The sequence below is a fragment of the Psychrobacillus sp. OK032 genome (assembly GCF_900111345.1).
In the GTDB taxonomy this organism is placed as follows: Bacteria; Bacillota; Bacilli; order Bacillales_A; family Planococcaceae; genus Psychrobacillus.
In genome coordinates this window covers 154,737-175,405 of sequence record NZ_FOGY01000002.1, presented here as the reverse complement: position 1 = coordinate 175,405, position 20,669 = coordinate 154,737, and the positions used below count along the sequence as shown (strand labels likewise).

General features: G+C 36.4%; 22 protein-coding genes and 1 pseudogene. 16 read left to right on the top strand and 7 right to left on the bottom strand.

The annotated features are described in order from the left end of the window. The first annotated feature begins 211 nt into the window (after positions 1-211). From BMZ04_RS04465 to BMZ04_RS22230, 10 genes and pseudogenes are all read left to right on the top strand, one after another. The gene (locus BMZ04_RS04465) at positions 212-1,588 is read left to right on the top strand and encodes an MFS transporter (RefSeq protein WP_093265943.1); all 1,377 of its coding nucleotides are present in this window, start codon (positions 212-214) and stop codon (positions 1,586-1,588) included. Positions 1,589-1,812: 224 nt separating this feature from the next. After that, positions 1,813-2,553: an IclR family transcriptional regulator gene (locus BMZ04_RS04460; protein ID WP_093265940.1), complete on the top strand. Its 741-nt coding sequence runs from the start codon at positions 1,813-1,815 to the stop codon at positions 2,551-2,553. A gap of 1,036 nt (positions 2,554-3,589) precedes the next feature. Further along, positions 3,590-4,780, top strand: a complete 1,191-nt coding sequence (locus BMZ04_RS04455; protein WP_093265937.1) for an acyl-CoA dehydrogenase family protein — start codon at positions 3,590-3,592, stop codon at positions 4,778-4,780. A gap of 4 nt (positions 4,781-4,784) precedes the next feature. Next, positions 4,785-5,558, top strand: coding sequence for an enoyl-CoA hydratase/isomerase family protein (locus BMZ04_RS04450; RefSeq protein WP_093265934.1), 774 nt, complete (start codon positions 4,785-4,787; stop codon positions 5,556-5,558). A 62-nt stretch (positions 5,559-5,620) separates the two neighbouring features. Further along, entirely contained in the window at positions 5,621-6,811 is a 1,191-nt protein-coding gene (locus tag BMZ04_RS04445; protein ID WP_093265931.1) for a CaiB/BaiF CoA transferase family protein, read from the top strand. A gap of 17 nt (positions 6,812-6,828) precedes the next feature. After that, positions 6,829-7,965 (top strand): thiolase family protein, encoded by a 1,137-nt coding sequence (locus BMZ04_RS04440; RefSeq protein WP_093265929.1) that lies wholly within the window; start codon positions 6,829-6,831, stop codon positions 7,963-7,965. A gap of 5 nt (positions 7,966-7,970) precedes the next feature. Further along, positions 7,971-8,387 carry a Zn-ribbon domain-containing OB-fold protein gene (locus BMZ04_RS04435; protein ID WP_218145515.1) on the top strand — a complete coding sequence of 139 codons (417 nt, stop codon included), beginning with the start codon at positions 7,971-7,973 and terminating at the stop codon, positions 8,385-8,387. A gap of 633 nt (positions 8,388-9,020) precedes the next feature. After that, on the top strand, positions 9,021-9,200 hold the full coding sequence (locus tag BMZ04_RS04430) for an aspartyl-phosphate phosphatase Spo0E family protein (protein ID WP_093265927.1): 180 nt from the start codon (positions 9,021-9,023) through the stop codon (positions 9,198-9,200). A 10-nt stretch (positions 9,201-9,210) separates the two neighbouring features. Further along, positions 9,211-9,338: pseudogene (locus BMZ04_RS22705) on the top strand (PaaI family thioesterase); the annotation flags it as partial. A 319-nt stretch (positions 9,339-9,657) separates the two neighbouring features. Next, positions 9,658-9,825 carry a hypothetical protein gene (locus BMZ04_RS22230; protein WP_177184323.1) on the top strand — a complete coding sequence of 56 codons (168 nt, stop codon included), beginning with the start codon at positions 9,658-9,660 and terminating at the stop codon, positions 9,823-9,825. A gap of 259 nt (positions 9,826-10,084) precedes the next feature. Here the strand turns inward: BMZ04_RS22230 and BMZ04_RS04420 are convergent, their stop codons facing one another. Both BMZ04_RS04420 and vrrA read right to left on the bottom strand, forming a co-directional pair. After that, on the bottom strand, positions 10,085-11,065 hold the full coding sequence (locus BMZ04_RS04420) for a 4-hydroxy-3-methylbut-2-enyl diphosphate reductase (RefSeq protein WP_093265925.1): 981 nt from the start codon (positions 11,063-11,065) through the stop codon (positions 10,085-10,087). A gap of 192 nt (positions 11,066-11,257) precedes the next feature. Beyond that, positions 11,258-11,947, bottom strand: a complete 690-nt coding sequence (vrrA, locus tag BMZ04_RS04415) for a VrrA/YqfQ family protein (protein ID WP_093265923.1) — start codon at positions 11,945-11,947, stop codon at positions 11,258-11,260. Between the two features lie 104 nt (positions 11,948-12,051). Here vrrA and BMZ04_RS04410 point away from each other — a divergent pair, with 104 nt between their 5' ends. Beyond that, the gene (locus BMZ04_RS04410) at positions 12,052-13,350 is read left to right on the top strand and encodes a DEAD/DEAH box helicase (RefSeq protein ID WP_093265920.1); all 1,299 of its coding nucleotides are present in this window, start codon (positions 12,052-12,054) and stop codon (positions 13,348-13,350) included. A gap of 13 nt (positions 13,351-13,363) precedes the next feature. Then, positions 13,364-14,248, top strand: coding sequence for a deoxyribonuclease IV (locus BMZ04_RS04405; protein ID WP_093265917.1), 885 nt, complete (start codon positions 13,364-13,366; stop codon positions 14,246-14,248). A gap of 19 nt (positions 14,249-14,267) precedes the next feature. Here the strand turns inward: BMZ04_RS04405 and BMZ04_RS04400 are convergent, their stop codons facing one another. Continuing rightward, positions 14,268-14,528 carry a hypothetical protein gene (locus tag BMZ04_RS04400; RefSeq protein ID WP_093265915.1) on the bottom strand — a complete coding sequence of 87 codons (261 nt, stop codon included), beginning with the start codon at positions 14,526-14,528 and terminating at the stop codon, positions 14,268-14,270. A 105-nt stretch (positions 14,529-14,633) separates the two neighbouring features. On the opposite strand from BMZ04_RS04400, the gene BMZ04_RS04395 reads away from it, so the two are divergent. From BMZ04_RS04395 to BMZ04_RS04385, 3 genes are read left to right on the top strand one after another with little or no spacing between them, the layout of a single operon-like run. Further along, positions 14,634-15,401: a metal ABC transporter ATP-binding protein gene (locus BMZ04_RS04395; RefSeq protein WP_093265912.1), complete on the top strand. Its 768-nt coding sequence runs from the start codon at positions 14,634-14,636 to the stop codon at positions 15,399-15,401. Next, positions 15,398-16,246 (top strand): metal ABC transporter permease, encoded by an 849-nt coding sequence (locus BMZ04_RS04390; RefSeq protein WP_093265909.1) that lies wholly within the window; start codon positions 15,398-15,400, stop codon positions 16,244-16,246. Before BMZ04_RS04395 ends, BMZ04_RS04390 begins: the two co-directional genes overlap by 4 nt. After that, entirely contained in the window at positions 16,243-16,653 is a 411-nt protein-coding gene (locus tag BMZ04_RS04385; RefSeq protein WP_093265906.1) for a Fur family transcriptional regulator, read from the top strand. The genes BMZ04_RS04390 and BMZ04_RS04385 overlap by 4 nt, the downstream gene beginning before the upstream one ends. A 241-nt stretch (positions 16,654-16,894) precedes the next feature. Here BMZ04_RS04385 and BMZ04_RS04380 read toward each other — a convergent pair whose 3' ends face one another. Further along, positions 16,895-17,068, bottom strand: coding sequence for a YjcZ family sporulation protein (locus BMZ04_RS04380; RefSeq protein WP_093265904.1), 174 nt, complete (start codon positions 17,066-17,068; stop codon positions 16,895-16,897). A gap of 254 nt (positions 17,069-17,322) precedes the next feature. Between BMZ04_RS04380 and BMZ04_RS04375 the strand changes: the two genes are divergently transcribed. After that, positions 17,323-18,057 carry a polysaccharide deacetylase family protein gene (locus BMZ04_RS04375; RefSeq protein WP_093265901.1) on the top strand — a complete coding sequence of 245 codons (735 nt, stop codon included), beginning with the start codon at positions 17,323-17,325 and terminating at the stop codon, positions 18,055-18,057. A 278-nt stretch (positions 18,058-18,335) separates the two neighbouring features. Here the strand turns inward: BMZ04_RS04375 and BMZ04_RS04370 are convergent, their stop codons facing one another. From BMZ04_RS04370 to BMZ04_RS04360, 3 genes are all read right to left on the bottom strand, one after another. Further along, entirely contained in the window at positions 18,336-18,911 is a 576-nt protein-coding gene (locus tag BMZ04_RS04370) for a 5' nucleotidase, NT5C type (protein ID WP_093265899.1), read from the bottom strand. A 12-nt stretch (positions 18,912-18,923) separates the two neighbouring features. Next, positions 18,924-20,021 carry a flavodoxin-dependent (E)-4-hydroxy-3-methylbut-2-enyl-diphosphate synthase gene (gene ispG / locus BMZ04_RS04365; protein WP_177184354.1) on the bottom strand — a complete coding sequence of 366 codons (1,098 nt, stop codon included), beginning with the start codon at positions 20,019-20,021 and terminating at the stop codon, positions 18,924-18,926. A gap of 99 nt (positions 20,022-20,120) precedes the next feature. Then, entirely contained in the window at positions 20,121-20,444 is a 324-nt protein-coding gene (locus BMZ04_RS04360) for a hypothetical protein (RefSeq protein ID WP_093265894.1), read from the bottom strand. Positions 20,445-20,669: the final 225 nt, after the last annotated feature.

The window sequence follows — 20,669 nt, the reverse complement described above, 5'->3', positions numbered from 1 at the left end:
TTTATTATTTAATATTGTTAGAAAATTTAGAATTGACTTACTTCTATCACTTAATTATTATAGGATATACATTCTCCTGTTTTTAATCAAATAGAAAGAAGAAGGATTTATTTTACCCAAAAAATTATTACAGATTACTCATTTAGGATCAATTTTAATTGATAGTCTTTCTTCTTTTAAATAAATATGATAAATAATATTGGAGGATTAAATGGGAAATGCAACTTTTTCATTAGAGAGTCGTACTGTACGGCGAGTAAAGATGCGAATATTACCAATAGCTTTTTTTATGTATGTAATCGCATATATGGACAGGGTGAACATTGGATATGCTGCATTAGATATGAATGCAAAACTTGGGATAACTAGTGAAATATTTGGGATTGTAACAGGGATTTTCTTTATTGGTTATATACTCTTTGAAGTTCCTAGCAATATGCTATTAGAACGTTTTGGAGCAAGAATCTCTATGACTAGAATTTTGGTTCTTTGGGGCATTGTGGCAATGGCTACTGGCTTGGTACAAAATACCAACCAATTATATATTTTAAGATTTTTGCTTGGGGTCGCAGAAGCAGGGTGTTTTCCTGGACTTATCTTTTACTTCACATATTGGTTTAGAAAAAAAGATATGGCTGTAACATTAGGTCTGTTTATGACAGCGGTTCCAATATCCTATATCATTGGTGCCCCTCTTTCTACTTGGATTATGGACAATATACATTGGTTTGGACTAGATGGATGGCGTTGGATGTTTATTTTAGAAGGTGCCCCAGCTTTGATTTTAGGAATTGTTGTATTCTTTTATTTAACTGATCGGCCGGAGAATGCCAAATGGCTTAAAGAAGACGAAAAACAGTGGTTAATATCAGAGTTAGAAAAAGAAAAAGTTGAAAAGAAAAAGGAGAAAACACAAAAAAATAACCATTTGCAAGCTTTGACTGATCCTAAAGTTTTGTATCTGGGTATTGTTTTATTCTTTTATATTGCAGGTACTCTAGGAATAGGATATTGGATGCCACAAATTATTAAGGGATTCTCTGAAACACTAACAAATACACAAATTGGTTTAGTAGCAATCATTCCTTATATAGTAAGTGGTGCTGTAATGATTTATTGGTCCTACCGTTCTGATCATAAACTAGAAAGATGGTTTCATTCAATGACCCCTTTAATTGTTGCTGCTTTTGCTTTTCTTGGGTCAGGAATGTTCACAAAACAACCTATCTTAGCAATGTTTTTTATAACCCTGGCAATATCAGGTATGTATTGTTTTAAATCTCCTTTTTTTGCTCTAATTAATTGTATAATCTCGCCGGCTAAAGCTGCAGTTGGAATTGCTGTTATAAATTCAATTGGTAATCTAGGAGGAGTTGTAGGTCCTTATGCAATTGGGTTTTTAAAGGGAATAACAGGAACAGAAAGTTCGGGTCTATATTTACTTAGTGGATGTATGATAGTTTCATTCATCATGGTACTGGTATTAAAAGGTACGATCCTTAAAAATGAAAATACGACAAGGATAAAACCTCTATCACAAAAATTCATATATGATATAAAAGAAAAAAATAAAAATAAATATACATGATCTATGTTTTGGTATTGAAAAATGTCATAGTTATTTGGTTGTTCAGTTTTCTAAAGATTCAGATTTGACATATTCTATTATTTTGATTACTATTTAATGAACAGTGTACCTTTTTTAATAGATGAAAATGGACGTTGATTTTATCTGATTTAAAAGGTATGGATAACCATTAAATTAGTAATAATTAATTAATAAGTACCAAAAGCAAAAGGAGTGAGGATACTTTGTCTGAACTAAATAAATCGCTTGACAGAGGAATCATAATTTTAAAACAAATAGCAATGGAGAATAATGTTGGACTAAGGGAACTATCAAGAATAACAGGTATTTCTCTTACTGCAACAGAGAAAATTGTCAAAACGCTTGAAGAACATAAATTAGTAGATAAAGATGAGTCAGGGAAAATAATATTAGGGAGTGAATTATTTTTTCTAGGCAAAATAGTTGAATCCAGAACAAACTTTATCCAAATAATTCTTCGGGAAATAAAAGAACTGGTAAAAGATATTGATGAAACGGTTTATTTAATTAAAAGAAATGACAAACATATTGTCTTTATTGAAGGCGAAAAATCCAGTCATCCCATCCAATACATGCCGGAAATCGGCAAACCCTATGATTTACCATATGGTGCAACTGGGCAAGCTTTAATGGCTTATTTAGATGAGGATGAAGTAATGGAAATATTAGATCATTACCAAGTTGATTCGAAAAAAATGTTGAAAAAACTGGAGAAAGTTAGAGAGAATAGTTATGCATTAAGTTATCAAGAAAGATTTGAGGGATTGTCAGGTATTGTGTTTCCAATTTTAGCTAAAGATGGAAGTGCACCATTAGCTTTAAGTGTTGCTATTCCAACTTATCGATATTCAGAAGAAAAACTTCATTTTATCATCGAGCGTTCCAAAAAGACTGTCGATAAGATGCAAGACCTTGTGGGGTATTCTTTAGAAGCAATTTATTGATAATATTATTAGCATTAATCTTGTAGATAGTTATTTAAGCACTATGTGCATATTTAAAATACCATTTGTAAAATAACGGTTATATTCTTCGACGATTTGAATAACCTGCGCGTTTGTTGTGCGTATATTATTGATTTCGGTCGAGATAGAACGTTTTGAGTGGTGGGGAACTATTAGTAGGAGTATCTTTACGGTATATTCCCATGGATAGTTTCTCTTTTTTTATTGCATCTTGGGAAGGCATAGGATGTTTAGATATCGCCTTGCTCATTATGTCTTGATCTAGCTAACTATAGATTTAAAGATATTATGTTACCCCCTTAAATAGCGCCTCTCTATTTATAATTTAACCGTTCTTTTTCACTTCTACTAAATAGCTCACTCTTGTTCCTATAGAAAAACACCTCCACGTTGTTAATTAAGGGTATTCGATTCCTTTTTCAACGAAAGGTGTTTTAATTTTTCTCTTTTTTGATATTTCTAATGGGCAAGATGGTCTTTAGTTTTTTTATTATGACTAAAAACAATTACGATCTTTTCCAGTCGTATAATTTCATAAATTCGAATGCCATATTGCAATGTCCGATTAGGCTATATTATAACTGAAAGTTTTGTTATAAAAAATATATTTTTAGAAAATTTAGAATTGACACATTACTGTGTTTTAGTTATTATAAAAATAGGTACAGTGTTCTGATTTTAATAAAGTGAAAAGGAGAGGGGAATGTAGAGTAAAATTCATTCAATAAATATACTTTATTAGTATTTTTTATTGCTTTCATTAGGAGAATAAAAGAATTAATAATGCTATGTCCGAACAAAATAAATAACTTGAAAGGGGATAATATTACATTTTGAATTACGTTTACAGATTTTAATAAATTTTAATAGAAAGTATTATGCAGAAGTAGATTGTGGATTTATATTCCGTTCAAAAGTGAAAAAGCATTGCTGCATATCTTATGAATTGGAATCAAATTAATATAATACATCTTTTATTAATTTAACATTCAGATATTAAAGAGGAGGAAATGGAATGAAAAATGGATCTGTTTTATCACACGAGAAGAATAGTGGATTTGCTTTGTCAGATGAAATGGTAATGCTTCGTGATAGCGTTAGAAAATTTATAAAAAAGGAGATTATTCCAAGGGAACAATTAATTGAATTGGATGCACCTTATTTTCCGAATGATATGCTGCAAGAAGTACAAAAGCTGGGAAGAGAACTTGGACTTTGGTATGTTGAAGTGCCGGAAGAATACGGTGGTGCTAATCTAAGTGTTTTTGCACAGGCCATTGTCGCTGAAGAAGCATCACAACACAAGATGGGTGCCTATAATGCTGCTGGAGGAGCATTTGGTTATCAATTACCAAATGTCATTTTTAAAGGAACTCATGAACAAATTGAAAAGTATGCAGTTCCTACTATTAAAAAGGGACGCGCTGCTTTTGTTGCTATTACAGAGCCTAGCGGCGGAGCAGATCCTGCCCGGGCGATTCAAACTAGAGCAGTAAAAAAAGGAGATAAATGGATTTTAAATGGGAGTAAAATTTTTATTTCCGCAATTGAACTTTCGGATTGGGGAGTCGTATACGCGAGAACTTCAGAAGGAAGAGGTGGGATTACCGCATTTATTGTAGATATTAATACACCAGGATTTACCTATAACCCTATTCCCGTCATTCGTTCTTGGGCTCCAAAAGAATTAGTTTTTGATAATTGTGAGATTCCTCTTGAAAACCAATTAGGGGAAGAAGGTCAAGGTTTCAAGTTAGCGGAGCATTGGCTTACAACAAATAGAGTGTCTTATTCAGCCGGTTGTATTGGAGTCGCTGTTGCAGCTTTAGAGTTAGCTAAAGAATACGCAAAACAAAGAGTAACTTTTAAAACGGCATTAGCAGATAAACAGGCCATTCAATGGATGATTGCTGATTCCGAAGTGGAGCTTAGAGCAGCCAGATGGTTGACTTGGGACGCAGCCTGGAAAGCCGACAGAGGAGAAAACTTCAAGCATGAAGCTTCAATTGCAAAAGTATATGCAACAGAAGCCGCTAACCGAGTGGTGGATCGATGTGTACAAATATTTGGAGGAATGGGTGTAAGTCAGGAATTTCCATTTGAACGCTGGTTCAGAGAATTAAGGATTAAGAGAATCGGAGAAGGACCTTCAGAGGTTCACCGTATGGTAATTGCAAGAAATCTATTAATGGAAGGTAGGAAATAATATAATGGGTATAATTTTTGAAGTGAAAAATAGAATTGCAACGATCACCATCAACCGTCCAGAAGTAATGAATGCGATGGATCCTGAAACTTATAAAGAACTGTCTGATGCTTGGATTGAAGTTAGAGATAATCCTGACATCTGGGCTGCTATCGTTACTGGTGCAGGTGAGAAAGCGTTTACAGCAGGGGCAGATTTAAAGAAGACCATCACGCAAAGACCTGAAAAATCGGATTTATTTCTTACACAAAAAGAACAGTTGTTAAACCGAGGTCTAGAGGTTTGGAAGCCAATCATCTCAGCAGTTAACGGCTACTGCCTTGGCGGAGGAGTTACCCTTTTATTGGCAACAGATATAAGAATTGCAACCCCAAGCGCTACGTTTGGCCTTTCAGAGGTAAAACGTGGAATACTTCCAGGTAATGGAGGTACTCAAAGAACTTTAAGACAATTACCATATCCAATTGCAATGGACATCTTATTAACTGGAAGAAACTTTTCTGCTGAAGAAGCATTAAAATATGGACTGATCAATGAAATTGTTCCTCAAGAAGAGTTAATGAATCGTGCACTTGAATATGCCGAGCGTATTATTGAAAATGCTCCACTTGCCGTCAGCGCAATTAAAGAGTTGGCGGTAAAATCACAATATCTTTCAATTCAGGATGGCTTAAGAATGGAGCAAATACTTCAAAGTCATTTACTGGGAACGGAGGATGCGATTGAAGGTCCGAAAGCATTCGCAGAAAAGCGTAAACCTCAGTTTACAGGAAAATAGATTTTACTGTTTAAGGGAATTTCAGGTCTAATGAAGATAATAAACACATAGGAGCTGAATTTATGGAAAGGCCATTAGAGGGTGTTAGGATTTTAGATTTGGGACAAATCTATAATGCACCATATTGTACGCTTCTCTTAGGCTATTTAGGGGCTGAAGTGATTAAACTTGAGCCGATAAATGGTGGAGAGCTTCTTAGAAAAAGAGTAGCAAAAGAAGGGGCTCAGTTTCCATTCTTAATGCTAAATAATAATAAAAAATGCATTACTCTTGATCTAAAACATGAAAAAGGGAAAGAGCTATTCTTTGAACTTGTAAAAAATGTAGATGTTGTCATTGAAAACTTTTCTACCGGTGTTATGGATCGTCTCGGGTTTTCCTATGAAAACCTACAGGCTGTGAATCCATCTATAATTCATGCTTCTGGTACGGGATTCGGGTCAAAGGGACCATATAAAGATTTACCTGCAATGGATTTAACCATCCAGGCTCTCTCAGGAGCGATGAGTATTACAGGATTTGAAGATAAGCCGCCTGTCAAAACAGGACCAGCCATAGCTGACTTCTTTGGAGGAATCCATTTATTTGGTGGAGTTATGACTGCTTTATTTAAGAAAGAGAGAACGGGGACGGGAGACCGTGTAGAAGTTTCGATGTTCGATGCAATTTATCCGTCCCTTGCATCAAGTTTAGGATATTACTTTGGGAACAAAGAGCAACCGCCACGAACTGGAAACCGGCATAGCGGTCTTGCAGAAGCTCCCTATAATGTATATCCAACATTAGATGGAAATATTGCGATATTTTGTGTAAATGATAAACACTGGGCAAATTTAATGACTGTCATGGACCGAAATGAACTCATCGATGATCCAGAATACTCCACGATACCGGAAAGAGTAAAGAGAATTGATAAATTAGACCAAATGATTTCAGAGTGGACATCTAATTTTAATAAGAAAGATTTATTCCAGCTTTTATCAAAACATACAGTTCCTTGTGCCTCAGTTCAGGATTTAGATGATATTCACAATGACGAACATTACAGGATTAGCAAGATGATTAATGAAATCGACCACCCTGTTTACGGGAAAATAACAGTCCCTGGAAACCCTATCAAACTAAAAAGTCAAGGAGATTTAGAAATTCAGCCCGCACCTGGGCTAGGAGAGCATAATTGGGAGATCTATCATCAAATGCTCGGAATTTCTGAAAATGAGTTTGATAACCTAAGAGAAATGAAAGTGATTTAAGTTATGGAGGTGTAAGGATGGAAAATTTATCAGAAAAGTATTGCATCATAGGAGTTGGACAAACAAAGTACGGCAAGCATCCTGGACGTACTACGATTGATATGAACGTAGAAGCTATAAAGAATGCGATTGAAGATTGCGGGATAGATAAGTCTAGTATCGATGCAGTTCTTTGTAAGTATCCAACTTCAACTTTTAGTAGTTTTTACAGCTTACAGGTTGCCCAAGCTATAGGAATTGTGCCAAAGGTTTCTGGTGTAATTGATATGGGTGGTGCGTCCAATATCAATTTAATTCAGTATGCGATCACATCAATGGAACTGGGGCAATGTGAAACTGCGGTTATTTCTTTTGCAGACAATCCTTTAACAGGATCACGGAATGCCTATACTAAACCTTGGGGAGATTCAGGTGTACATGGCTGGTTTGGTACGCCTCCTGCATACGGCATGATCGCACAACGGCACATGGATTTGTATGGAACAAAAAGCGAACAACTTGGAGCCATTGCTGTCGCAGCGCATAAACATGCTGCATTAAATCCAAATGCACAAAGTCGGAAAGAGATCACCATTGAGGACCATCAAAATAGTAAATTTATTGCAAGACCTCTTCATTTATATGATTGCTGCCTAGTTTCAGATGGAGGTGCTGCTGTCATTGTGACCAGTGTAGAAAATGCAAAAAAACTAGGAGTTAGTAATCCAGTTACGATCCTTGGGTTAGGACAATCGCACCCATCGTGGGATATTGAACTAAGAAAAGAAATAACGGTTAGTGGTGCCAAAGAGTCCGGGAGAATGGCTTTTGAGATGGCAGGATTGCGTCCACAAGACATGGATTTTGCTCAAATTTATGACTGTTTTTCAATTGTAAACCTTATTACGTTGGAGGATTATGGGTTTTGTGAGAAAGGTGAAGGCGGATCATTTGTTGAAAATGGCCGTATCGAATTAGGGGGGGCCTTGCCTGTAAACACTTCAGGTGGATTGCTATCAGAAACCGGGATGCCAGGCATGCAATTAATTATTGAAGGGGTTCGTCAAATAAGAGGTGAATGTAGTGATAGACAGGTGCCTGATGCGAAGCTGGGGATCATTAGTAATCAAGGCGGTATCATGTCTACACACGCAACTATGATTCTTGGGAGGTAAGTAAAATGAGTGAAGAAACTACTTTAGAAGAATTATTACCGGTCATAACAGATTTTAATAAACACTATTACGATTCGCTTGAAAAGGGAGAATTAGTTGCCAAGAAATGTAATGATTGTGATCATTCATTTTTGCCGGCAGCTAAGTACTGCCCAAACTGTTTATCCGAAAATGTTGATTGGAAGGTTCTTTCTGGCGAGGGAACTGTTTATAGCTGGGTTGAGTATCATCGTCCATATCATGAAGCATTTAAAGACAAAGTTCCTTACGTGGTAGCAATTGTTGAACTAAAAGAAGGACCAAGATTAATTTCCAATATCATTGATTATGATTTAAACACATTGAAGGTAGGTACACAGGTAGAGGCTGTATTTACAAAGGGATTTTCCAATTTCCCGATGGTCAATTTCAGAGAAAAATAAATAGAAATTATTAAAAAAATAAATATATTAAGGGCTGACGCCACAAATCCACAATAAGCCTTTTTAAAAGTTGAACGTTTAATTATAAAAGAAAAAGTAGACTTAATTGCTTGAAGATATGTATGTGAATCAGTTTATCCGGCAAACCAATGGCACTTGTAGGAGTAAATGCAATTGGAGAAGTAGTAGCGCCTCCGCTTGGAAAGTTCGTAGATGAACTTAAAATTGGGTGTAGAAGTAGTCAGAATTCCTTATGCTTCTGCACCTTATTTAGCATCGGTTGTGAATTTATAAACAGTTGTGGACCCTAATACTCGGTGGAAAGTTAGATAGGTAAATGATGGAGTATTGTTACATAAACAAGCAAGTGATTTCGCAAGAGATATCGGTTGGAAACCTCAATACAGAGATAGATCGAGAAAAAGGGAAATTAAAGTTGATGAAAGATTTTTAAAGCTATAAACCATGATTGTAAAGGGATGGTAAAGCGAGGGCAACTTTGTGAGGACTTATAGTATCGTTTAAATGTTATCATTCTGTAGATCCCACCTTTACGAGAAAGACAGGAAGACTATATAGAGTTAACCAATTTTATATGTAACATAACTTAGATCTACAGTTAAGGATGATTGGATGTTGCTTTTAGATAATCATAGAAATAATGATTTGTTACCTATTATTGAGCGATTAAGGAATGAAATGATTAAGTTAGGAATGGAAAAAGGTCTCACCTCAGAAGAAACTATTTTTGTTAGCCGTAAACTGGATAGCGTTTTAAATAAATTACAAAGTTTTGAAAAGCCTTGTAATTAAACTTTAAAAAGATTGTCATGGAACTGGTTCCGCTTCACTTGCCTTGCATAAGAAAGAAGGGTTTGAGGCAGGGAGCGGTAAATGCCACCATGTTTTGTAACAGGATCAATTCATGTAGATTTCTTGATATCAATTCCACTTCGACATTTCTTTAAATATTTCTTGTACATTGCGCCAGACGATTCTGTCATCGATCAAAGTTTGCTCAGAATACTCTGCAGACTCCGTTTAAAAGATGTCAATCTACTCGATATGCTTATTCATAAAAAGGGTGAATTGCATTTAAAGAAGGATAAAAGTAAATCGATTACCCTGGCCCGAACGAGAGAGGAAGTATTTGAGTTTAATATGGATGCAGGTATGTACGTTTGTAAGGTAGGACATATGGTGATTAGAACAGCACTTACAAACAAGAGAATTGTTCGAAAGAATCAAAGACAAACCTATTATTTTCATATTGAAAAATGTAGAGGTTACCTATCGCGACGGTTGTTATGCTGAAGGAGCGAAAAGTAATGCCTATTCTGTGACAAATAAAATGATAGAAAATAAAGATCAAGAAGAAATAGGGAGGAATTTAAATAAAAAGCCAAATCACGCTTTAAAATTAAAGCAAATAAAATAGTAAATTAAAGCACAGGCATGGGTATGATTTGGCATCAATTGCCGGCCTATTTTTGCATGCAATAACAAGGTTCTCTGACCATATTCCCTCAAACGGATTATGACCTTAATGAAGGAAGCAGAGTAAAAACTATTAAAGAAAAAAGCGACATTTCGTTCAAAATCGAACGAAATGTCGCTTTTTTAAATTTAAACACAATTACAGATTTTAAAAACGTATGATTTCAGTGGCTTCCTTCAAGAGAAGCAGCTTCTTTTACTTAGCTATTTATTGGATAAGGTTCAATACGTTCTACTGGTTTTGGTACTTTAATCTTTGGTAATATTTTTTCAAGCGTTACTTTTTTCGTTGTATCGTGTGTAGAAGGATCATTCGGATCAAATTTTTCTAAAAATTGGATAACTTCTTTTACAATTGGTGTAGGAGTGGATGCTCCAGCAGTAACCGCTACATGGTTAACATTTTCTAACCATTCAAGTTTCAGATCTGAAATATCACCTATGCGATACGATACTGTATTTGCAATTTCCTCTGAAACTTGTGTCAATCTATTAGAGTTGTTACTCATCGGATCTCCTACAACGATTAATAGATCCGCTTCCCCAGCTTGTTCTGCAACCGCTTCTTGTCGAACTTGTGTCGCAAGACAAATTTCTTTATGAACATCAATTTGCGGATATTTTTCTGTTAATTTTTCCATTAAATGTACAACATCCCATTGTGACATCGTTGTTTGGTTTGTTACGAGTAATTTATCTGTTTGAAGGGTTAAGTTTTCAACATCTTCTAAAGTTTGAACAAGATGTACTTTATCCGGTGCAACCCCAATCGCACCTTCTGGCTCGGGATGACCTTTTTTCCCAATATAAATAATGTCAAAGCCTTCTGCAGTTTTTTCTTTAATCAGGTCATGAGTGACAGTAACATCCGGACAAGTTGCATCAATCGATACTAATCCTTTTTTACGAGCTAGTTCTTTTACTTCAGGAGATACTCCATGTGCCGTAAAAATAACAGTACCTTCGTCCACTTTGGAGAGAATATCTAAACGATTTTCACCGTCTAACGTAATAATTCCATCTTGTTCAAATGCATCTGTAACATGTTTGTTATGGACAATCATTCCTAATATATATATAGGCCGTGGAAGTGATGTATCTAGTGCAGCATTGCGGGCAATAATCATTGCATCGACTACACCATAACAATATCCTCTTGGCGAAATTTTTTGTACAATCATTTTAGAAACTCCCTTCTGGTGCGAACATATATCTATTATAACGGAGCCATAACATGAATACAAAAGTTTAACTTTTTTCATAAAACAAAGTATTAGCTTTTTTATAATAATCGATCCAGCTTCACCGCCCAGCCCCTCGGGGTCAATGCCCGTACTTAGACTGTATTCTCAAGACTGGGCGCTTCCGCTTTTCTAGAAAGGTGGTTGGAAAATACGTGGCAGCGAGAGGCCATTTGTACTTGCTACGGCAGTTCTTGCTACATTCGAAGCAGCAGCAGAAGCAGCAGTAGCAGCATTCGCTGTAGCATTTGTTGCAGCAGTCGCATTTGGAATACTTTGAAACCCACGGTATAACTTCAATAGTGCTGGTACATTTTGAAACATAGGGGCGTATTGTCTAACCATGGGAGTGAGCTGTTGAGCGGTATTTAAAAATTTATCGGCCGTTTGTAAATAGGTCATTGCTTTACTAGGACCTTGCGCAGCCTGCGCAGCTTGTGCTCCTTGTGCCATCCCTCCGAATAGGTTATTTGATTGCATCCCACCAGCCATACCACCGAATGGGTTATTTGATTGCATCCCACCAGCCATACCGCCTAATGGGTTATTGGATTGCATCCGACCAGCCATATTTCCGATATTGCCTAATAGGTTACCAGTAGGGCTATTTGGTCCCATATTGGAAGCTAAGTTTCCGATGTTACTCAGAAATCCACCACCTCGGCTAGGAGGTGCTGTAGGAGCCGAAAAGTTTCCTTGACCCCCGCCAAAAAATCCTCCGGCAGGTGAAGAAGGTGGAGTTTGAGGAGCCCCTGTAAAATTTAAAAAACCTCTTCCAGTATTTCCTCCTTGAGAAAACGGATAAAAAGATTCATAGCGCATTTTTTCATCTCCTTTCGAACAAATAAAGTCTAATCTATTCTATGCAAATTATACGTTTTATGTACAATCGTGGTACAATAAAGAAATGTGAGGGAGGGACTCAAATGTCCAAATATACAGATTATAATTTTCAGCCTTTTTTACAAAATGCCATTGATAAACTAGGCTTCCAAGAACCAACGCCAATTCAAAAAGAAATAATTCCTTTAGTGTTAAAAGGAAAAAGTGCGATTGGTCAAGCACATACTGGAACAGGAAAAACACATAGTTTTTTGATCCCAATTGTTGAAAAAATAGATGCTAGTAAACAAGAAGTACAAGCAATTATTACATCACCAACAAGAGAGCTTGCAACTCAAATATATAATGAGTTGAACAAACTAGTAGAAGGTACAGAGATCCAAACGAAATTATTTATCGGAGGAACTGATAAAGCCCGTGCGATTGAAAAACTAAAAATACAACCGCAAATAGTAGTAGGTACACCAGGAAGACTTCGTGATTTAACGGTAGAGCAAGCATTACTCGTGCATACTTCGAACATTTTAGTAGTCGACGAAGCTGACTTAGCGTTCGACCTAGGGTTTATTAATGAAATCGATCAGTTTGCATCCCGTATGCCAGAGAAACTAGAAATGTATGTATTCTCCGCAACGATTCCAGAGAAGCTACAACCATTCTTGAAAAAATATATGGATGCACCAGTTCATATAAAAATTGGAGAGAAGCGTCGGGTTGCAGAAGGAATCGATTTCACTGTCGTGCCAGTTCGTAGTAAATCACGTAAAAAACGTTTGCTTGAAGTAATGGAAGGGATCAATCCATATTTAGCGATCATTTTTGCCAATACGAAGCAAAATGCAAACGAAGTAGCGTATTTCTTGCAAGAAAACGGGATTAAAGTTGGTGTAGTGCACGGGGATATCGCTCCACGTGAACGTACACGTGTCATGAAGCAGATTCATGATTTAGAATTCCAGTATATTGTTGCTACAGATTTGGCAGCACGTGGAATAGATATTCCTGGAGTAAGCCATGTAATTAACTATGAAATTCCGGATGATTTAGAATTTTTCATTCACCGTGTCGGAAGAACAGCGCGCGCAGGGCTTACTGGTTTAGCAATCACACTATATGAGCCATCAGATGAAGATGCATTAAATCGCATTGAGAAAATGGGTATTACATTTGAACATAAAGATGTGGTAAATGGAGAGTGGTCTGAGTTAAAAGAAAGACATGCACGTAAAAATCGTCCAAAAATGGAAAATGAAATAGATGCGAAAGCAAAAGCAGCAGTACGTAAGCCGAAAAAAGTAAAGCCAGGCTATAAACGTAATATGAAATGGGAAATGGAGAAAGTGAAGAAAAAAGAACGACGCATTAAAAACCGTAAGAGATAAGGGGGACATACCAATGCTATTAGGGTCACATGTTTCGATGAGTGGAAAAGAAATGCTGCTTGTATCAAGCAAAGAAGCAGCATCCTATGGTGCAAATACATTTATGATATACACAGGTGCACCTCAAAATACTCGTAGAAAACCAATAGAAGAATTGAATATAGAAGCCGGATTGCAACATATGGAAGAAAACGGAATATCTAATATAGTTGTACATGCCCCATATATTATTAACCTTGGAAATACAACAAAACCAGAAACCTTTGCTCTAGGAGTAGATTTTCTTCAAAAAGAGGTAGAACGAACTGCTGCTATTGGTGCAACGCAAATTGTTTTGCATCCAGGAGCGCATGTTGGGGCTGGAATGGAAGCTGGAATTGCTAAAATTGTCGAAGGTTTAAATGAAGTGCTAACACAGGATTTTCCGGTTCAAATTGCATTAGAAACGATGGCTGGAAAAGGTTCTGAATGTGGACGAACATTTGAAGAGCTTGCCCAAATTATCGATGGTGTTACAAATAATCAACGACTCTCTATTTGTTTAGATACTTGCCATATCCATGATGCTGGATATGATGTCGTGAATGATTTTGACGGTGTATTAAACGAGTTCGATAAAACGATTGGGCTTGATCGATTAAAAGTTTTGCATATTAACGATAGTAAAAACATTCGCGGTGCAGCAAAAGACCGACACGAGAATATTGGGTTCGGAGAAATCGGATTTGATGCTTTAGTGAAGGTTGTGCACCATCCACAACTAACGGAAATACCTAAAATTTTAGAAACACCGTTTGTTGGAGTAGATGCGAAAACAAAACAAGCTCCTTATAAAATCGAAATTGAAATGCTTCGTTCCAAATTATTTAGCCCAGAATCCATCGACGCGTTACGATAAAACGAGAAAGTACCCTCTTTTAATTAAAAGAAGAGGGTGCTTTTTCAATTATTTCTTTATATAGTGCAACAGCACGTTTTTCTCCAAGCAATGCGACAAGTTTTTGCTGGATGGCAAGAGGTACTCCAAGCACAAGCCACGATAACGATATCTCTTGGAGTAATGGGTGAACTCCATCTAATTCTTTATCGGATAATTTAATATCAAAACCTTTTAATATTGTTTTAAATTCCTTTTTCGAGCAGTTTTGTAATTGGCCAATAAACTTCGCAATATCCATCAAAACATCCTTTCAAGTTTTATTTATTTACATACAATAATTTATCCTCTATACTTGAATATTGTAAATCGTAATGATTATGAATTAGAATAGAGGAAATTATACATGGCCACACCATTAATACAATTAGACAAAATATCTTATCAATATGAACAAACAAAAGCGTTAACAGACATAAATTTAACGATTGAAGAAGGGGATTTTTTAGCCATTATTGGTCCAAACGGATCTGGAAAGTCAACTTTATTAAAAATTATTCTTGGGTTATTAAAGCCGACAAATGGAAAAATCCTTTTACTAGGGAAGCCGGTTGATCAGTTTAAAGAAAAGGAGCAGATCGGCTATGTTTCCCAAAAGTCAAATTCGTTTAATACTGGTTTTCCTGCAACAGTAGCTGAGGTAGTACGAAGCGGGCTTGTGAAAAAAATCGGTTTATTTCATCGCTTTCCAAAAAATGTTCAACTAGAAGTTCGACAAGCACTAAAATCTGTAGGGATGGAAGAATTTGCACAACGGAATATTGGAGAACTATCTGGTGGGCAGCAGCAACGTGTATTTATCGCTAGAGCATTAATAAGCAATCCAAAAGTATTAATACTCGATGAGCCGACGGTTGGTGTAGATAGTAAAAATGTTCGCTCGTTTTATCTTATGTTATCTCATTTAAATCGGGAACATAAGATTACAATTGTTTTAGTAACGCATGATGTGGATGCTGTATCGAAAAGCATTAGTCATGTAGCCTGTCTTAATCGGACGATTCACTTCCATGGGTTTAAAAATGATATGGATACAATGAGTGATGAGCAACTAGAAGCATGGTACGGGCATGCGGTTCGTAAAGTGGATCATCGAAGTGAGGTGCAAGTATGATAGATTCGATATTTCGTTATGAGTTTTTACAAAACGCATTTGCTTCTGGATTAATCATTGGAGTAATTGCACCTCTTTTAGGCGTGTTTATAGTTGTACGAAGGTTGTCACTGATTGCTGATGCGCTCAGTCATGTGACACTTGCAGGTATTGCAGGGAGCTTGTACTTGAGTCAATCTATTAGTGCATTAGGGTTATTAAATCCATTATATTTAGGCATTACTGCTTCTGTGACAGGATCTTTGTTTATCGAACGTCTTCGAAGATTATATAAGCATTATGAAGAACTGGCAATTCCTATCATTATGTCAGCAGGTCTTGGTTTCGGGGCGATTTTCATCTCTCTTGCGGAAGGATTTAGCTCGGATTTATTTAGCTACTTATTTGGATCTGTTTCAGCGGTAAGTAGACAAGATTTATTGATTGTAGTGATTATTGCAGTGATCGTTGTATTATTTCTGAGTTTCTTTTTTAAAGAACTATTTGTCTTGTCTTTCGACGAAGAGTATGCCAAAGCATCGGGACTTCCTGCTAAATGGATCCATTTACTGTTTATGGTCGTTACCGCATTAGTTATTGCCGGCTCGATGCGCATTGTTGGTATATTGCTTGTGTCTTCTTTAATCACGTTACCGGTCGCGGCAGCGATGCGTATTTCGAAAAGTTTTAAACAAGCTATTTTTTTCTCTATTATTTTTGGTGAATTGGCAGTAATAGTTGGCCTTGCAAGCGCATTTTATTTAGATTTAGCGCCAGGCGGTACGATTGTGGTCGTTTCTATTATTATCCTCCTTCTGACGATATTATCGAAAAAATGGATGAAGAAGGGAGTTCCTGCACAATGAATATTGAAAAAGCATGGGATATTCTTAAAAAAGAAGGGTTTAAAAAAACGGACAAGCGCGAACAAATTTTAGAGATTTTTTCGCAAACGGAAAAATATATTACTGCAAGAGATATTTTGGATGTAATGATGGCGGAGCATCCAGGGATGAGCTATGATACGATTTATCGAAACTTAAGTACATTTGTGGAGTTAGGCATCTTAGAAGAAACCGAGCTTACTGGAGAAAAGCATTTTAGAATGCAATGTGAAGCAGAGCATCATCATCATCACTTTATATGCATGTCTTGTGGAAATATAAAAGAAATTAACTATTGTCCAATGGAGACGCTTCAAAATGCGATTCCAGGATATGAAATTGAAAATCATAAGTTTGAAATTTACGGTAACTGTCCGGAATGTCATTAAAAAGCATCGCCAAATCAACTTTTGGCGGTGCTTCTTTTTATATACTATTAGTATGCCTAAAAAGTGTCTTTGTGAATAGGAATTGATTGAAAGAGATATATACATATTAATTCAGGAGTTGCAATGCCTTGGTGATTGCGAAAAAAGCGGTGATGAAAAATAGACATTCTATGAATGACTAAAAAAGACAGGTTCTTTTGACCTGCCTTAAAAGAAATTAGATTCTAGTTTTAAGCAGATGTCAGCAACCATCTCTGCCGTATCCGTTGAAAAAACTCGCTCCAATAATGATTAAAAGAATAAACAGGACAATAAGTAAAGCGAATCCTAAACCGAATCCAGGGCGACCGCAACCAGGACCTATATTGGCCGGGCCAACATAGCCAGGACCGCAAAAATTACAACCATAACCCATTTTGTGCACCTCCTAATACGAGATAATACATAGTATGAAAATGATGAATGATGAACCAGTTCATTTGTTTAGTTTTTAGGATATATTTTATAATCATTGTAGGCACAATCTGGGCAGTATGAAGTGCTCACCATAACAACCTTATATTAAATTTGAAATTAATGTCATAAATTCGTTCCTAGATTGCATAAATCCGCTTATAAAGTAAAAAGTAATCAAAACTCGCTGATTTTAGTAGATTGGAATGTGATGTTATGAAAAAAATATTTACACCTTTAATTTGCTTAATTTTTGTTGGAATATTGTTAGCACTTGGATTAAATTTAAGGGTTTCTGCTGTTAAAGACAGGTACCATTATGAAACAACTGGAGAAATAATGTGGGAGATTAAGACAGAAGAAAAAGTCGTGGCGCTTACATTTGATGACGGTCCTCATCCGAAACATACAGCAGAGATACTGGATATTTTATCGAATTATGATGCAAAAGCTACCTTCTTTGTAGTAGGTGAAAATGCAGAGAAGAACTCAGATCTTATTCTACGCCAATATAATGAGGGTCATGAAATAGCAAACCATACTTATACTCATCCTCTAAAAACGACACTAGCCAAATTAGAAAAAGAATTAAAACAAACAGATGAAATAATTTTTAGTATTACGGGTACTTATCCAGAACTCTTTCGACCGGTAGAAGGACAATACAGCGATCAAATGATTCAAAGTGTTGTAAAAAAAGGATATCGGGTGATAATGTGGTCGTGGCACCAAGATACAGAGGATTGGAAAAATCCTGGAATCCATCGAATAGAAAAAACAGTTCTAAAAGGTGTCAAGCCAGGCAATATCATTCTTTTCCATGACGGGGGAGGTAATCGAAGACAAACTGTTGAGGCTTTAGAAAAAATTATTCCAGAACTTAAAGAACAAGGTTATGAGTTTGTAACGGTATCAGAACTTATAAAAATGAAACATGTTCAAACAAAATGAGTGTAAGAAATCTTCGAACGTCCACGATTTCTTCTCTGTTTCAAACTAATATCCATAAATGAAGAACCAAAGATATTTTTCCTGCTAACTTTCACAGAACCGGAAAAGTTAGTGTAGAGATGGTTACATATCCATCCAAATAAAACTTTAGTGCATCTATTTGTATATAATAAACTGTTTTGATTGATCAATGACGCAACTCAATTGCCGTTATTTTCCAATTCCATAAAAAAAACCTCGTCAATTATTGATTTGTCGAGGTTTTTTAGTATTTATTCTTACAAGGATAGTGCAAATTCTTTTTCGATCCAATTATTTGCTTCAATCCAATTATTTACACGAATGACTCCGGTTGGAGCAGGTTGTTGATTATATGGTGTGTTAAATAATAACACGGGAATATCTAATTCCTCATTTATTTCAACAGCATTATCGTGCTTGTCTTCAAAGAAGACATGGACACCATGCTTTCTAGCTGATTCAATTTTATTATGTGTACCGATTAATTCGATATGATCGTAAAGCAATTCCTGCTCTTTGAACCAGTTAAGCGTAACATCCATCACATTTTCCCCGCGAGCAGATATGAAGAATAATTCATATTTTTCTTTCCAGGCAGATAAGACTGCATGAGCATCAGGTTGAATAGGGGAAGTTGCATATATAGTTGCTTCCGATTTTTTAAACCACTCGTAGAATTCCCTTTCACTAACTGGGAATGCTTTTGTTAAGTCATATTCTTTAATGTCACTTAACTGTAAGTTACATTTAAATGCTTCATTGATATGAGGAAGCAAAGAGGTAGGGCATGTTACTGTCCCGTCTATATCGATTCCGAATCGAATATTTGTCATATTCTCAACACCCTATGCCTTTTGTTTTTCTAGTTCTTGTTGCGCAAAGTATTCTGCTGCAATTTTATCGATCTCAATTTTCAGTTCGTCGACCATTGTTTCTTCCGGTACTTTACGTACAGTTTTTCCTTTACGGAACAAAAGGCCTTCTCCGCGCGCTCCCGCGATCCCAATATCTGCTTCACGTGCTTCACCAGGGCCGTTCACTGCACAGCCTAGTACCGCAACTTTAATCGGTGCTTTAATATGGGAGATATATTCTTCTACCTCATTTGCAATTGAAATTAAGTCAATTTCAATACGTCCACATGTAGGGCAAGAGATTAACGTAGCTGCATTGGAAGATAAGCCAAATACTTTTAACAATTCACGTGCAACTTTTATTTCTTCCACTGGATCTGCACTTAGTGAAACACGAAGTGTATTCCCAATGCCCATAGATAGTAATGTACCAAGTCCAGCGGCACTCTTAATCGAACCAGCAAAAAGTGTTCCGGATTCTGTGATACCTAAGTGTAACGGATAGTCAAATGCTTGTGAAGCCTTTTTGTATGCTTCAACTGCTAAGTTAACGTCTGAAGCTTTCATTGACACGATAATATCATGGAAATCTAAGTCTTCTAGTATTTTAATATGGTGCAATGCGCTTTCTACCATACCATCTGCAGTAGGGTAACCATATTTCTCTAAAATTTTCTTCTCTAAAGACCCGGCATTTACACCGATACGAATTGGAATACCTTTTGCTTTAGCAGCATTAACTACCGCTTCTACTTTTTCTTTACGGCCGATGTTACCTGGGTTAATACGAATTTTATCTGCACCTTGCTCAATTGCAATAAGCGCAAGTTTATAGTCAAAATGGATATCCACTACTAATGGTATATTAATTCGTTTTTTAATTTCTCCGATCGAATTTGCAGCGCGTTCATCTGGACAAGCGACACGAACGATTTGACAACCAGCTTCCTCTAAGCGCAAGATTTCTGCAACTGTTGCTTCCACATCATGTGTTTTAGTTGTCGTCATACTTTGGATAAATAGTTCGTCACTACCACCTATTGTTAAGTTTCCAACTCGAACGGGACGAGTTTTGGAACGATGAATTATTTCACTCATGTAATTCTCTCCTTCTCGAGGCTTTATGCCATCACTACGATCATTTTATCAGTCTTTAGAAGGTATTGACAAGGAAGAAACCTCTATTTGTTAATTTTTACATTGTCCAGATGCAATATATACCGGCAAAAGTACATGCTCACCTGCTAAAAAGCTTTGGTTGCTAAGATGTGGATTCAATGTATAAAAATCATTTAATCGCTCTGTAAAAGTAATGGATTGTGCAGCGGGATACATGGAGAATAACGAATAAATAGTATCTCCACCAACAATTTCTACTGTAATATAATCGAGTGTCTCTATACATTCTTCTTCCGCCGGGTAATATGCAAGTGGGATTGTACCTTCGAATAAATCTACTTTCACTATATAGAACGAGATTAAGAGTAAGATAGTTGCTAAGAATATTTTCATCATAAAACCCCCTTGTCCTACACTATGCATGAAAAAGAGGGGGTATGACTATTTTTGAAAAATAGGAAAGTATATAATTTTCCGTTCTGTAAATCCAGTGTTTCAGCTATTTTGGAGAAAAAGATCGATTCAATACTATTGTTGATTTCCGTTGCAGGTGGACGCTTTCCGCGGGGGGAGCGATAAGCCGCCACCTAAAAAGTGCGAAATGTGATATCCCCACAA

Coding starts and splice junctions, on each gene's coding strand:
- BMZ04_RS04465 (WP_093265943.1), top strand. CDS start 212: ATGGGAAATGCAACTTTTTCATTAGAGAGTCGTACTGTACGGCGAGTA.
- BMZ04_RS04455 (WP_093265937.1), top strand. CDS start 3,590: ATGAAAAATGGATCTGTTTTATCACACGAGAAGAATAGTGGATTTGCT.
- BMZ04_RS04450 (WP_093265934.1), top strand. CDS start 4,785: ATGGGTATAATTTTTGAAGTGAAAAATAGAATTGCAACGATCACCATC.
- BMZ04_RS04445 (WP_093265931.1), top strand. CDS start 5,621: ATGGAAAGGCCATTAGAGGGTGTTAGGATTTTAGATTTGGGACAAATC.
- BMZ04_RS04440 (WP_093265929.1), top strand. CDS start 6,829: ATGGAAAATTTATCAGAAAAGTATTGCATCATAGGAGTTGGACAAACA.
- BMZ04_RS04435 (WP_218145515.1), top strand. CDS start 7,971: ATGAGTGAAGAAACTACTTTAGAAGAATTATTACCGGTCATAACAGAT.
- BMZ04_RS04430 (WP_093265927.1), top strand. CDS start 9,021: ATGTTGCTTTTAGATAATCATAGAAATAATGATTTGTTACCTATTATT.
- BMZ04_RS04420 (WP_093265925.1), bottom strand. CDS start 11,065: ATGATTGTACAAAAAATTTCGCCAAGAGGATATTGTTATGGTGTAGTC.
- vrrA (WP_093265923.1), bottom strand. CDS start 11,947: ATGCGCTATGAATCTTTTTATCCGTTTTCTCAAGGAGGAAATACTGGA.
- BMZ04_RS04410 (WP_093265920.1), top strand. CDS start 12,052: ATGTCCAAATATACAGATTATAATTTTCAGCCTTTTTTACAAAATGCC.
- BMZ04_RS04405 (WP_093265917.1), top strand. CDS start 13,364: ATGCTATTAGGGTCACATGTTTCGATGAGTGGAAAAGAAATGCTGCTT.
- BMZ04_RS04400 (WP_093265915.1), bottom strand. CDS start 14,528: ATGGATATTGCGAAGTTTATTGGCCAATTACAAAACTGCTCGAAAAAG.
- BMZ04_RS04395 (WP_093265912.1), top strand. CDS start 14,634: ATGGCCACACCATTAATACAATTAGACAAAATATCTTATCAATATGAA.
- BMZ04_RS04390 (WP_093265909.1), top strand. CDS start 15,398: ATGATAGATTCGATATTTCGTTATGAGTTTTTACAAAACGCATTTGCT.
- BMZ04_RS04385 (WP_093265906.1), top strand. CDS start 16,243: ATGAATATTGAAAAAGCATGGGATATTCTTAAAAAAGAAGGGTTTAAA.
- BMZ04_RS04380 (WP_093265904.1), bottom strand. CDS start 17,068: ATGGGTTATGGTTGTAATTTTTGCGGTCCTGGCTATGTTGGCCCGGCC.
- BMZ04_RS04375 (WP_093265901.1), top strand. CDS start 17,323: ATGAAAAAAATATTTACACCTTTAATTTGCTTAATTTTTGTTGGAATA.
- BMZ04_RS04370 (WP_093265899.1), bottom strand. CDS start 18,911: ATGACAAATATTCGATTCGGAATCGATATAGACGGGACAGTAACATGC.
- BMZ04_RS04360 (WP_093265894.1), bottom strand. CDS start 20,444: ATGAAAATATTCTTAGCAACTATCTTACTCTTAATCTCGTTCTATATA.